Source organism: Reyranella aquatilis (assembly GCF_020880995.1).
Lineage (GTDB): Bacteria > Pseudomonadota > Alphaproteobacteria > Reyranellales > Reyranellaceae > Reyranella > Reyranella aquatilis.
In genome coordinates, this window is record NZ_JAJISD010000005.1 from 292,371 (window position 1) to 305,133 (window position 12,763).

The 12,763-nt window shown below is 62.3% G+C and carries 9 protein-coding genes and 2 pseudogenes; 5 read left to right on the top strand and 6 right to left on the bottom strand.

The features are described 5' to 3' along the window. Positions 1-1,031: 1,031 nt before the first annotated feature. Together LJ725_RS13910 and LJ725_RS13915 are read left to right on the top strand one after the other, a co-directional pair. Complete coding sequence (locus LJ725_RS13910; RefSeq protein WP_230551263.1) at positions 1,032-2,378, top strand: tyrosine-type recombinase/integrase; 1,347 nt, start codon at positions 1,032-1,034, stop codon at positions 2,376-2,378. Between the two features lie 334 nt (positions 2,379-2,712). Then, entirely contained in the window at positions 2,713-4,092 is a 1,380-nt protein-coding gene (locus LJ725_RS13915) for a porin (protein ID WP_230551264.1), read from the top strand. A 634-nt stretch (positions 4,093-4,726) separates the two neighbouring features. Here LJ725_RS13915 and LJ725_RS13920 read toward each other — a convergent pair. Beyond that, a complete protein-coding gene (locus tag LJ725_RS13920) occupies positions 4,727-4,933 on the bottom strand; it encodes a site-specific integrase (protein ID WP_230551265.1) in 207 nt (68 codons plus the stop codon). A 244-nt stretch (positions 4,934-5,177) separates the two neighbouring features. On the opposite strand from LJ725_RS13920, the gene LJ725_RS13925 reads away from it, so the two are divergent. Next, positions 5,178-5,387 carry a heavy-metal-associated domain-containing protein gene (locus LJ725_RS13925; protein ID WP_230551266.1) on the top strand — a complete coding sequence of 70 codons (210 nt, stop codon included), beginning with the start codon at positions 5,178-5,180 and terminating at the stop codon, positions 5,385-5,387. Positions 5,388-5,714: 327 nt separating this feature from the next. Here the strand turns inward: LJ725_RS13925 and LJ725_RS13935 are convergent, their stop codons facing one another. Together LJ725_RS13935 and LJ725_RS13940 are read right to left on the bottom strand one after the other, a co-directional pair. After that, complete coding sequence (locus tag LJ725_RS13935) at positions 5,715-7,061, bottom strand: IS5 family transposase (protein WP_230551267.1); 1,347 nt, start codon at positions 7,059-7,061, stop codon at positions 5,715-5,717. Between the two features lie 1,031 nt (positions 7,062-8,092). Then, complete coding sequence (locus tag LJ725_RS13940) at positions 8,093-9,316, bottom strand: IS256 family transposase (RefSeq protein ID WP_230551268.1); 1,224 nt, start codon at positions 9,314-9,316, stop codon at positions 8,093-8,095. 152 nt (positions 9,317-9,468) lie between these two features. Between LJ725_RS13940 and LJ725_RS13945 the strand changes: the two are divergent. Both LJ725_RS13945 and LJ725_RS13950 read left to right on the top strand, forming a co-directional pair. Next, positions 9,469-10,074: pseudogene (locus LJ725_RS13945) on the top strand (IS630 family transposase); the annotation flags it as partial. 460 nt (positions 10,075-10,534) lie between these two features. Next, positions 10,535-10,786: a hypothetical protein gene (locus tag LJ725_RS13950; protein ID WP_230551269.1), complete on the top strand. Its 252-nt coding sequence runs from the start codon at positions 10,535-10,537 to the stop codon at positions 10,784-10,786. 166 nt (positions 10,787-10,952) lie between these two features. On the opposite strand, the gene LJ725_RS13955 is transcribed toward LJ725_RS13950, so the two are convergent. The 3 genes and pseudogenes from LJ725_RS13955 to LJ725_RS13965 all read right to left on the bottom strand — a co-directional run bounded on the left by LJ725_RS13955 (position 10,953) and on the right by LJ725_RS13965 (position 12,506). After that, a complete protein-coding gene (locus LJ725_RS13955; RefSeq protein ID WP_230551270.1) occupies positions 10,953-11,381 on the bottom strand; it encodes a helix-turn-helix domain-containing protein in 429 nt (142 codons plus the stop codon). Further along, positions 11,378-11,839: pseudogene (locus LJ725_RS13960) on the bottom strand (heavy metal translocating P-type ATPase); the annotation flags it as partial. The pseudogene LJ725_RS13960 and the gene LJ725_RS13955, both read right to left, overlap by 4 nt. A gap of 334 nt (positions 11,840-12,173) precedes the next feature. Further along, a complete protein-coding gene (locus tag LJ725_RS13965; protein WP_230551271.1) occupies positions 12,174-12,506 on the bottom strand; it encodes a hypothetical protein in 333 nt (110 codons plus the stop codon). Between the last annotated feature and the right edge of the window lie 257 nt (positions 12,507-12,763).

A 12,763-nucleotide genomic window follows, 5' to 3' on the forward strand; every position in this document is an offset into this window, starting at 1 on the left:
TGCTGAACTTGACGCACACAACTAAAGTCCGTCACGCGGGCAGAGCCCTCGTTCCGCGCTATCGGGCTCGATCTTGTAGCGGCCTCCACCGTTCCATGATCTGTTCGGACTAGATGGCGGCATTGTCGAGGTCCTGCAGCGGTTCGAGGATCTACCGGCGCCCGAGACCTAGGTAGTACGAACCGCTGAGTTCGCCTTTCATGTAGCTGGGGTAGATAAGGCCGCAGTCCCTCCTCAAGCGGTCTTGGTCCGCTTACGGCGCGCCTTGGCCGCCTCAAAGCTCCGCACCTGTCGTGACTTCAGGCGACCAAACGCATCCTCCGTCACGGTAGTAGTAAACAATGGCCTGCGTGGTGGAGCCAGAACCGTCTGGTTGCATCGGGCGCGAGTGGGTCGCCGTACGCGATATTCAGCGGGTCCGCACCCAGCTGTCTGGAGCCAGTAAAGGCGCAGATCTGTAGATTCGCGTAATTTTATTTCGGTAGTATTGCGTCCTATAACTCGCCTGCTGCGCAACTTATCGTCGGGTTGTATCGGTCTATGTGCTGCTCCGCTTGGGGCGACATAGATCGTCCTATCATGCAACCTACAGGCGACTATACAATCATGAATCTGTCAAAACCGGGGCGTCGGGCTCCTGCCGATGCCGAATAATGTGGCAATTGAGACACAGCGCGGGGTCCAAATGGCCCTTCTCGGCGACTGTTTCTTGACCCATTGCGCAAGTTGGGTCTTTTATTATTTCGTTCTGATCGATAAGAGAGGGAGAATGATTCGCTTCGCTCTCTCGACAAAGGCCAACTTTAACATCTTGAAAAACATATATAAATTATCGTAGTGCTCCTTGCGATCAGGCATGGATGCTTGCGACGTGACGGTATTTTTGTCGGTATTTTTCAGTTGCCTTCATCCACATCGGTGGATAATTTTGGGAAGGTGGATAGCGAGTTGCTAAAAGCAACCGAATTGTAACAAAGTCACACCAAACCTCCTCTTTGAGTGCCGTATTCTAGGTTAAAGCGGAGGCGTCTATGCTCACGGTCACTGCGCTTAAGCGACTGAAGCCGAGAGACAGAGACTACAAGGTGTCGGACCGCGATAGCATGTACGCCGTGGTGAAGCCGTCGGGTGTAATTATATTTCGCTACGATTACCGGCTAAACGGGCGCCGGGAGACCCTCACGATCGGGCGCTTCGGGGCAGACGGAACCAGCTTGGTCGGCGCCAGGGAGCAGTGCCTGGAGGCTCGTCGCTCGGTCGCCGAGGGAAAGTCGCCCGCCCAGGAGAAACAGAGACGCAAAAGGCGGCTCAAGGAGGCAACGAACTTCGGCGACTTTGGCGGCCGATGGATAGCGAATGCGCCCATGGCGGACAGCACTCGCAATATGCGTCGGATCATCTACCAAAGAGACATTTTCCCTCTCTGGAAGAACCGGTTACTCGCAGAGGTTACGCCCGATGATCTTCGCGCGCTATGTGGAAAGGTGCGCGACCGCGGTGCGCCGGCGACGGCCATCCATATCCGCGACATCGTCAAACAGATCTTCGGCTTCGCGATCCTCCATGGCGAGAAGGTCGCCAATCCGGCCGACCAGGTGGGTAAGGCGTCCATCGCGACCCTTGCACCGAAGGATCGCGCCCTGTCCCGCAAGGAGATCCGCTTCCTATTCGAGCTGCTCAAACAGGTATCGACCCAGCCGGCCATCCGCATCGGTTTCCATCTCATTCTCCTCACCATGGTGCGCAAGGGCGAGCTCCAGGATGCCACCTGGGACGAGATCGACTTCGACAACGCCGTCTGGACGATTCCCAAGGAGCGCATGAAGCGCGGCCGCGCTCACAACGTCTATCTGTCCCGCCAGTCGCTCGAACTCATGCGGGATCTCAAGGCCAGGGCGGGGTCGTCTCGCTATCTGATGCCGTCGCCGCACAACGCCGAGGCGCCCCTGTCGCGCGCGACCCTCAACCGCGTCACAACAGCAATTGCCGCCCGGGCTGAGAAGGATGGTGTGGCGCTGGAGCCCTTCACCGTGCACGACCTTCGTCGCACCGGCTCGACGCTCCTGAACGAGCTCGGCTTCAACGGCGACTGGATCGAAAAGTGCCTGGCCCACGAGGATGGCCGTTCGTCCCGGGGCGTCTACAACAAGGCGGAATATGAATACCAGCGGCGCCACATGCTCCAGGAATGGGCGGACATGATCGATTCGTGGGTGGAGGGCCGCCAGCGGCGGCCGGCGCTCTATCCGCCGCGCCCGGGAGCGGGTTCGGGCGACGCCTCCTCTGCAGGAGACGATCAGGCCCGCAGGATGCCGCGTGACGCTCTTTCGGCGGATGCCGCGCTAGCGTCGTCGGAACGAAACCGCACGGCAACATAAGGCCGTTGGCGGCCCGCAGTTGCATGCGCCACGCAACTTGCCGACTATCGTGCTCGGCAGCAGCCGCAGCTCGAGCGGTCCTCATCTTGCTGAACCGCTACCGCCGATGCGCATCTTCATCGAGCCGCCGTTCGTCTCATCGATCGCGCGAACGAGCTTGGATTGACAAACCCCAGTCACAATTGTGCGAAAGCGCGAGGCTTCCCGGTCGGCGCGATGCATCGCTGCGCGCCGACTATGCTGACGGTATGAGTGACGGTATCCGGCCAAAGATGCCTGCCGGACTCGCCAATAAATGAAGGGTGATTTCTCCCCTGTTGATAATCGAGGGAGAATGATGAAGAAGCTTCTACTTGGCTCAACCGCCTTGGTCGTCGGCGGGTTGATGGCCGCCCCGGCCATGGCCGCCGATCCGATCAAGATCAGCGTGGGTGGTTACTACACCTTCTACGCTATCGCCGGCGGCATCCAGTCGACCTACGCCACTGACGGCACGTGGGCGCAGTACAAGGGCCTCAACTTCCAGCAGGAAGGTGAAATCCACTTCATTGGCCAGACCAAGCTGGACAACGGCACCTCGGTCGGTATCCACGTCGAACTCGAAGCCTGGAACCCGCGCCAGGACGTGATCGGCCCGTCGTACATCGACGAAGCCTTCCTGTTCGCCTTCGGCGGCTGGGGTCGTGTCGAGTTCGGTGGCCGCGATCCGGCCTCGTACCGTATGTACTACGGCACGCCGTCCGCACTGATCGGCTTCGGCGCGATTCAGCACAACACGAACTTCAGCTGGGCCAACCAGTCCGTCACGCTGAACAATAAGGCGTGGTTTCACGCCACAACGACGACAAATGCCGGCCAGGTTCAGGATGCACAGGGCATCAACTACTTCACCCCGCGCTTCCAGGGCTTGCAGGTCGGCGTCGGCTATCGTCCGAAGGTCAACTTCGTAACTGGCCAGTTCGCCCTCAACCCGAACAACGTCGGCCCAACGACCAACACGGCCGGCATCTGCGGTTACGGCAATGCGACATCGTCGCCGAACTGCTCCACGGCGGACTACTCCTACCAGGACGTGTTCGACATCGGCGCCAACTACCTGAACAAGTTCGGCGACGTCAGCGTAGCGCTCTACGGCGCGTTCATGTACGGCTCCTTCGTGCCTGGCAATCGGCCGTTCGCCGCGTCCGCTAACATGGTGACCGGCGCGAACCTGACGTCATGGAAGCAGTGGGTTGTCGGCGCCCAGTTCGGCTTCAAGGGCTTTACCTTGGGTGGCGCGGTCGGCTGGGACAACAATGGCATTGGTTCGAACTACTACACTGGTGTGGACAACGACACGCGGTTCTACACCGCGGGTCTGATGTACGAGACCGGCCCTTGGCAGATGTCCTTCGGCTGGACGGGCTCCTACAACACAAACGGCAATGGCTCGGCCGTTGTGCAGACCGTCGCGACGGGCACCAGCCTCGGCACCGGCGTGACTCCGACCGGTGTCCCCGGCGTAAACAGCACGGCTTTCGCGGGTCCGAATAACCCGGCTTCCCTCCGATTCGGCCAGGAGTCGGTCAACAAGTGGGAGATCGGCGTCAACTATGCGCTCGGACCGGGCGTGAAGCTCACGGGCGGCGGTCTATTGTACAACGCGTCAGGTCCCAGCAATGCGGTCAGCGGCAATAGCTGGGGCTTGCTGATGGGCATGGATCTCCGCTTCTAGTCGCTTCGCCGACTTGGCGGATTATGGGCGGGCCCCTCTCCCCAACGGGGGCCCGCTCCTTTTTTGGTGTGCCTTGCCGGATCTCTACCAGCTTTGCCGAGTAAGTGCTTCGAAGTCCGCGTTCGCGAGCCAGGCACTGCCGGCGATCGGAAAGAATAGGGCAGCAGCGCTCTCCGGCCTCAGGCGTGACATGCGTTCCTCCGCCTCCGCGAGCAGGCGATCTAGTGTGGCCAGCCTCCGGAAGCTCGTCGCGCCGAACGGAGCACGCACCCAGTCTCAGTCGTCGTCGAGCGACGCCACGCTCACCAGCTCTTCCCGGCCATAGAGGGACGATACCCCATATCGTCAAGCGCTTGACCGGCACGGCCGTCTGCCAGCGCAAGTCGGAGAGAACATGGTGGTTGAGTGGCACGCCGCCCTGACGCCGGCGAAAGTGGCCAGCGGTCTCTGTCAGGCGTTCGACAGCACGAGCGTCTACCACTCCCTCGATGCGGGCATACAAGCACAAGACCGGCCGGAAGAGAGCGGCGGGAGCCGTTGACCGGGACGTGCGCGGGCTGACGCGTCGAGCTGAGATCAAAGCCCAGACTACGGCGGACCGCGAGATAGCGTTCAAGCTCGTTGGTCTCGGTGCTCACGGCGTATCTCCGTCCGTCGGCCACTCTTGCCCCACCGCGCGCAGGTCCTCCACGTCCATCTTGGCGTAGATCATTGTGGAGGCGCGCGAGCGGTGCCGCGGCAAGTTGCCGATCTGGGCGAGCGACGCGCCACGCCGGACCATACTCGTCGCGAAGCTGTGCCGCGGGATAGTGAAACCGATGACGCGGGCCGGCGGCTTCAACCCAGTCTTCCCGAACCGCCTCCGTCAGAATGTGGTTGAGCATCTGTGCGTCGGCAAAGGGTGCATGCGGCTTGCGCGCGCGGACGAACAGCGTGCGCGAAGTACCGACCCGACTTTGGCGAAAGTAGCCGGCGATGGCTTCGATCGGCCGCAGGCCAACCCCGCCAGCAGCAGCATGGCGTAGTAGCGCCGCCCGACAACCAGTTCCCGACTGAGCCCAGGTCTCGCCCGAACAGCGGAGCGCATGGCGACGTTGGTGGTCGACAACGTGAGCTGCGCCAGCTGCCGCTACATCGTTGAACAGACGCTCCCGGCAATGGCTGACGTCCGCCGTGTGGAGGTACCCTTCAAGACGAAGACCGCCGCAGTCCTGTTCGACGATGCGGCAACCTCTGTCGCCGCGATGGCCGAAGCCACAATCCAGTCAGGCTATCCCTCGAAGGGGACGCAATGACCGATGCTGCGACCATCATCCTGCGGTCGACCATCGTTTCTCCGCGTTGTGGTCACCGCGAGACAGAGGCACGGCAGCAACCGTGACAACGCTTGAAGCCGGCAAGGACGCCGGACAACCTAGCCAGCGTTGAGAGAGCGCGTCATGTACGGCGATCTCCCCGCCTACGGCCTGTGGTAGCTGCTGATCATCCACTCGACGATCCACATCTTCTTCGCATTACCTTCTTCACACCGCAGACGGAACGCGGCAGGCGCTCCTTCAGCGCGTTTCTCGTGGCGTTGTTCACGAAGACGTACGGATTCCCGCTGACGATCTAGTCGGCCGTTAAGAAGCCGGATTGAGGGTTGGGTTGCTATGGGGGCTGGTCGTCATTGCGGCCAGGATCAGGCACAATAATATCCTTAGCCAGGCGAGGATGCGCCTGAAGTTGTATCCGGCGGCGGTGAGGATGGCGTTTGCGGCATCGCCGGCGTGTCCCTTGAGGTAGCAGCGGCCGAGGTGGCCTTGCTCTTTCATGTGGCCGATGAGGGGCTCGACGGCGGATCGCCGCCGCAGCTCTCGCTTGATGGCACCGAAGACGCCGCGCTTCTGTCCGGAGATGAAGACGCTGCGCGGCTTGGGCGCATCGTGTCCGCGGTATCCCTTGTCGACGTAGACCCGTTCGATCTCGCGCCCGGTGAGGCGTTGGGTGTCCTCGATGACGGCCCGCAAGGTGTGGCCATCGTAGGGATTGCCCGGCAGTGCGGCGGCGTGCAGCACGAACTGTCCGCCCGGGGCACGGGCGTTGGTGGTGACGATCGAGACCTTGACGCCGAACTCGTAGGGCGCGCGAGCCTTACCCTTGCCGATGCACTCGACCTCCGGTGCGTGGAACGAATAGAGCTTCCAACCGCGCTGGCGCTGGCGTTGCGAGCGGATCTGCGAGGCACGCGAGAGTGGGCTCTCGAAGGCCGCCTCGACGGGCTCGTGGCCGGCGATCTTGCGGCGGATATCGCGGATCAGCCGCCCCAGGCGGGTGCGCAGGAAGCGCACTTCTCGATGGTGGCGTTTGAACTGCTTGGCGTGGGCGTAACGCCCCGCCATCATCGCCGCCCGCTGGGTGACGCGGACGTAGGATTGCCGTAGCCGCACGCCGTGGCGACGGGCCAGGCGGTTCAATCCCTTGATCGCCGCGTGCAGCAGCCTGGCGACGGTCGGGAAGGCGATGTGCTTGGGCTGAACGGTGGTGTCGACCGTGATCCGCGCCAAGTCCCTGGTGCGCAGCGCCCCGCTTGTGTGGGCCACCCGCAGGCTCTCAGCCAGCAGCAGGTCGAGTTTGTCGCCCAGGCGCTTGCGCCAATGGCTGAGGTCGGAGCGCTCGTGCGGGAAGCTGTGCTGGAAGAACGTCTCGCCGGTGAAGTACTGGAAATACGGATCGTAGACCCAGCGCTCGCAGACGCCTTCGTCGGACAGCCCGAACATGTGCTTGAGCAGCAGCAGACCGATCACGAAGCGGCTCTCTATCCCCGGACGGCCTTTGTCGCTGTAAAGCGGTGCGATCTCTGCGTCGATCCACGCCCAGTCGATCTTGCCGGCGAGCTGCACCAGTTCGTGCTTCGTGTTGATGATCTGGTCGAGCCTGGCCCGGAACAGATCGCCTTCCCTTGTCGCCTCGTGCTTCTTCGGCCGCATCGATCCCTCCGATGCGGCATCGAATCACGGCGCGCCGGAAGAGGGAATCCCCAAACGAAATCGCAAGGTTCTGGAGCGTCGAGACGCCAAACCTTGCAATCCAGATCTGCACCAACGCCGAAAAACGACCCGCCTTCAAACACTTGGCCGTTCTTCACGGGCGACCACCTACCTGCTCTCGAGGTGGCTGCAGAGCCGCTATCCCGAGGTCGACTGATTCTAGCAAGAGGCCGGGCACTTGCTGGAGGAGCTCTTCGGGTGGAACGAACCTCCCCTTTCAGCGCGTTCCACCTCATGAGCGTCATCTTCATTGCCGGTGAAATCTGCGTGATCCCGATCGGCTTGTAAGTACGAAATGAGGCGCAGCGCAAGCACTAACTCGCGATGTCGGGCATCTATTCGTACGTCCGCCATCCGCAATCTATCGGCTTCATCCTGGTGATGTTTGGCTTCCTGCCGCAGTAGCTGACCTTGCTCACCCTCGCCATGGTCCCCGTGCCGCTGGTCATATACATCCGCTTGGCGCGATGCGAGGAGAAGACAGCGCTGGCCGAATTCGACGCTGATACGAGAACTACATACTAGAGTGCCGGGTCTTATCCCGCGGCTAGCAGATCTCCACGGCAGTCCGCCGCGTCATTAGGAAGACTGAGCATGACTAAGCTCGGGCGCCGGTACGAGACATTCAGGAAAAGAGAAGGCCCGTCCCCAGCTGGCGGCGAGGCACATGAACCGGTCACGCTGCCTCGGCGCCCGGACTGACCGCATGCGCCATGAGGTGCGAGCTATCACATCGCGATTCTTTGAGCTCGCAGTCAAATAGATGGCACACTTGCAAATCATGCCCACAGCTGAAGGCGGGACAACTTGTTTGCTCTCTGGCCGAGCTGCGCGACCGGGGCGTGACGGTGTCGTGCGACACGCTGTGGCGGTTCCTGCGCGAGGCAGGGATCAGCTTCAAAAAAAACCGTGTGATCGTGCCCCATAGCGTGGTGTAGGAGCGGTGTTTCAGAGCAGCGTTGGCTGCACGATCAGACTGTCGCAAGATGCAGGCCGACGATGGGATCGTCGCTGAGCGGGGCGATGGTTTCCAGACTCATGTAGCGAGCCCGCTGGACGGCCCATTCGTCGTTTTGTTCGAGCAGCAAGGCTCCGATCAGGCGCGTCACGGCGTCCTCGTTGGGAAAGATACCGACGACCTCGCTGCGGCGCTTGATCTCGCCGTTGAGGCGTTCGAGCGGGTTGGTGGAGTGCAGCTTGGCGCGATGCTGGGCAGGGAACCCCATGTAAGCCAGCACATCGGCCTCGGCATCATCCATCAGTGCCGCCAGTTTCGGCACGCGTGGCCGGGCCTGGTCAGCGACCTGGCGCCACTGTTTGCGTGCCGCCGTCGCGTCGTCCTGGGCGAAGGCGGTACCTACCCACGCCGAGACAATGCGGCGCTGGGTCTTGCCGGCATAGGCCAGGGCGTTGCGCATGAAGTGGACGCGGCAGCGTTGCCAGGCTGCTCCGAGGATCTTGGTAATGGCGGCCTTCAATCCCTCATGGGCATCGGAGATCACCAGCTTGACGCCACGCAAGCCGCGTCGGGCGAGCGAGCGAAGGAACTCGACCCAGAAAGGTTCGGCCTCACTGTGGCCGACCGTCATGCCCAGCACTTCGCGCCGGCCGTCGCTGCTGACGCCGACGGCAATAATGACAGCAACCGAGACGATTCGGTGATCGCGCCGGGCTTTGACATAGGTGGCATCGAGCCAGATATAGGGCCACTCGCCTTCTATCGGCCGGTTCAGGAAGTTCTGAACCCGCTCGTCGATCTCGCCGCACAGCCGCGAGACCCTTCGGCTGCGCTCAGGGCAGGCCTGGCTCTTCGATATCCCGCTCATGCCCATCGCCTTGACCAACTCGTCCACGGAACGGGTCGAGATGCCCTGGATGTAGGCCTCCTGGATCACCGCGGTTAGCGCCTTCTCGGCCATCCGGCGGGGCTCCAGGAAGCCCGGGAAGTAGCTGCCCTTGCGCAGCTTCGGTATGCGCAGCTCGACGGTGCCCGCGCGGGTCTCCCAATCGCGATCACGGTAGCCATTGCGCTGGTTGAGCCGTTGCGGGCTGCGCTCTGCGGGTCCCGCCCCGCACAGCCCCTCGGTCTCCAGCTCCATCAGCCGTTGGGCTGCAAAGCCGATCATCTCACGCAGGAACGTCGCATCGGAGCCCTTCTCCAGTAGGGCGCGAAGGGCGATAGTGTCCTCGGTCATCGTGGTGGTCCTTTGGGTTCAGGTTGCTGGTCTCGACAACCCAACCCTACCCTGGATCACCGCGCTGGCCGCTGACCGGCCCGCCATCGCCTGACTCGTAGCGGTCGCTCAGGCGGGCCGATCATCGGCCTCCTACACCACCACCGGGGACACGACCAACCGTGTTCGCCAGCGAGCAGGATCGACCTGACGTTGCCCGACGGCGGGCTTGGTGGCGGAAATACCAGGGCCGGATTGATCCCCGGCGGCTGGTCTTCATCGACGAGACCTGGGCCAAGACCAACATGGCCCGAACCCGTGGCTGGAACCGGCGCGGCGCGCCGCTGACGGCCAGAGTGCCGCACAGGCACTGGAAGACGCTGACTTTCCTGGCAGCCTTGCGACACGATCGTATCGCTGCTCCTTGCGTCTTCGACGGTCCGATCAACGGCACAAGCTTCCTGGCCTACGTCCGCCAGTTCCTGGTGCCGACCCTCAAGCCGGGTGACGTCGTCATCATGGACAATCTGGGCAGCCACAAAAGCTGGTCCGTCCGCGCCGCCATACGTGCGGCTGGCGCCAAGCTCTTCTTCCTGCCGCCGTATTCCCCCGACCTCAATCCGATCGAGCAGGTCTTCGCCAAGTTGAAGAGGCTCCTGCGCAAAGCCGAGGAACGCACCGTCGAGCACACATGGCGACGCATCGGACAGCTCCTCCAATGCTTCGAACCCCACGAATGCGCCGCCTACATCACAAATGCCGGTTACGCTTCGATATGAGACGGAAAGACTCTAAGGCGAGCGAGGCTCCACTTTCGGCTTCCTCCCGGAACAGGCATTGATGCACATCAAGCTCGATGTCTGGTTACCGCGTCGCAGCCTGACCGGCTGTCGCATGCAAACGCGCGGCGAGGGCAATCGATAGCAAGCAGAGGAGCTCCATCATCTGGCCGGACTGGCAGATGTATTACGGGGCTCTTTCGGCCGCCATGGGAGAGGCCGGAGGCCTCCGCGTCCAGTCTACATTCGCGTAGGTTGTATCGATCGTCATAGATTGCCGCTTGGAGAGAAGTCAGCGCGACAGCGGCTCGCGTAGCCGCCCCGCTCTGCCTTGCTTTCCTCTCCGTTCGGCTCACATCGCCGTGCCAGGCGCCACTCTAGCGCGCGAGTCGCGCGAAGCGTGACGCGATCAGCATCTGCTACTTGAGCGGCCACAGTGTTTCTTAGTAGGTTCACTGCTATGCCAAGAAGCGTACGCGCACTCATTGAACAGGCCCTGACAGCGGCCGATGCGGCGCTGCGCCACAAGCTCGGCCCATGTGGCGAGAAGCTCCCGCATGTGACGATGGTCCTCATGCGAGACGGCACCGTGGTCATGCGCGGCAACTGTGGGACAGAGTCTCTGGCAGAGTTTAGTGAAGCGCTGCAAAAGATCGAGCAGGCTCACGGCCGTCAGGAGCAAACCGAGCTCAAGAAACAACGAAGCCGATAGCCCGTCGCCGACCGGCGCCCCGACTTGGGTGATTGAGCGTGCAGGCCGCTCTGCCTTCGCTGCTCACAAGAGCGGACCAGACAGAGCCGCGGCCATAGGAAGCTATCTCCACGAACTCGTGGACTCCCTCGTCGAGAGCCGAAGGGCACCCGCCCCAGGGACCGGACTACGCTTCGCCGAGTTCGTCGATCAGCTGGTGAATGCGGCGACGTAACGACGGAGTTCGGAGATTGTAGTAGGCACGAACGAGCGACAGTGCTTCATCTGTGCCGAACACATCGTCGACCGGGTCCTTGTCCTGCTGTTCGGCCTGCCGATTGCGGCGTTCGGCATATCCCTCGAAAAAGTAGCTGAGAGGCACGCCGAGCGTCCGCCCAAATTCGAACAGGCGTCGTGGCACAGCCCGGTTCACGCCGCTCTCGTATTTCTGCACCTGCTGGAAGCTGATGCCGGCCGCCTCGCCGAGCTGTGTCTGGCTCATGCCGACAAAAACCCGGCGGCGGCGCAGTCGCTTGCCGACATAGACGTCCAGTGGATCCCTGCGCTTGTTCGCTGAAGGTTCCTGCTGTTCGAGAACTTGTGCTGTCCTATTCATGCGACACCATTCTTGGAGGCGAGGATCGTCAGCGCATCGAAGACGACGATACGCACGGAGCCTTCGTGGACGACGACGGCGGCCGGTCCGATTCCAGTCGCCGGCACCAGGAGCGCGACTACGCCCAGGCCGACGACGAGATTCTGGAGGATGAAGGACCGCGAGTGCCGGCTGGGACCAACTGCGAACGGCAGGTTCTGCAGCCGGTCTGCCATAGTGGCGATGTCGGCGATCTCAAGCGCCACGTCCAAACTCGCCGCACCAATGGCGACGCCGACGGATGAAGCGGCCACCGCCGGCGCGATAGTGACGCTGTCCCCGAGCCGGTGCGTGTCGTTCAGCCCGATGGCGCCGAGATCTCGCGTTCCCTCGCGAACGACCATGGTCGATCCGGCCTCGCGAAGTGTCTCAACGGCGCGCGTGGCCTCGGCATCCAGGGCGAGTGTACCGTCGACACCGACGTTCGGGGTCGGCAACGCGTTGGCCTGTTCCCGTCGCACGTCTGCCATGGTGATGGTGCGGTCGGCATTGGTGAGCCGGGGATTGGACGAGATCGCAGTCCTCAGCGCTACATTGCGCTGCTGCTGGAGTTGTGCAGGTGCAGGAGGCAATTGCGCAGGCGGTGCCGTGGCCGCACGCGAGGGCGGCCGGCCAGTTTGCGCCATCCACGGCGACGCCGCTACGACGGCGAGAGCCGCGTAGACCACAAGACAGGAAGACATGAAAAACCCGATCGCTAGCACTAAAGCAGCCCGAGCCTGGAAAAGGCATCAGGCGGGCAAGTCGCGAGGATCAGGCCTTGGGGGGTGGAGACGTCAAGAAAGGCGTGAAGGGCGAAAGAGCCCGCATCGGTGCCAGCACACAATCGCGGCGATCCACGTCGACTACCGTCAAAGCGGTAGACGGCAGAGAGGCCGCCATACAGAATTGGCACTCCTCGACCGCAAAGTCGGCCTGATCGTCGGCATGCTGTTCGACCACCGCCGAAATCGCACTAGGCTGCGCGGCCTGCGCGGTGGACAACCCGCACACGTGGAAAGTCGTGACCACGGCAACCGCCAAGACGCAGAACAGCCGGAAGAAGGCTGCCACGACGCGTAGGTCAGAAAAGGCGCGATTGACCATAGTTTAATTGAACGCCAACGCTCCGCTCTTGTCAACTCCGGCGCGGGTCCTTCCTGACTTCAACAGGTCGAACATGCATTGCATTAACTTTCATTAACCGAAGTCGCGGGTCGTGCCCCAGGCAGTGGTGTAGCTGGCGGTAGCAAGACCGCCCGCGAGCGCGCTCCCTGTTAAGCGCCGTAGCGAGTGGGCGGGCTTGCGGTGGTCACCGGCGATTTCGGGGTTAGGGTCGGGTTGCAACGACCAACCTGGAACCC

What these genes read in the sequence shown, in the direction of transcription:
- LJ725_RS13910 (WP_230551263.1), top strand. Translation starts at nt 1,032, where the DNA reads ATGCTCACGGTCACTGCGCTTAAGCGACTGAAGCCGAGAGACAGAGAC.
- LJ725_RS13915 (WP_230551264.1), top strand. Translation starts at nt 2,713, where the DNA reads ATGATGAAGAAGCTTCTACTTGGCTCAACCGCCTTGGTCGTCGGCGGG.
- LJ725_RS13925 (WP_230551266.1), top strand. Translation starts at nt 5,178, where the DNA reads ATGGCGACGTTGGTGGTCGACAACGTGAGCTGCGCCAGCTGCCGCTAC.
- LJ725_RS13935 (WP_230551267.1), bottom strand. Translation starts at nt 7,061, where the DNA reads ATGCGGCCGAAGAAGCACGAGGCGACAAGGGAAGGCGATCTGTTCCGG.
- LJ725_RS13940 (WP_230551268.1), bottom strand. Translation starts at nt 9,316, where the DNA reads ATGACCGAGGACACTATCGCCCTTCGCGCCCTACTGGAGAAGGGCTCC.
- LJ725_RS13950 (WP_230551269.1), top strand. Translation starts at nt 10,535, where the DNA reads ATGCCAAGAAGCGTACGCGCACTCATTGAACAGGCCCTGACAGCGGCC.
- LJ725_RS13955 (WP_230551270.1), bottom strand. Translation starts at nt 11,381, where the DNA reads ATGAATAGGACAGCACAAGTTCTCGAACAGCAGGAACCTTCAGCGAAC.
- LJ725_RS13965 (WP_230551271.1), bottom strand. Translation starts at nt 12,506, where the DNA reads ATGGTCAATCGCGCCTTTTCTGACCTACGCGTCGTGGCAGCCTTCTTC.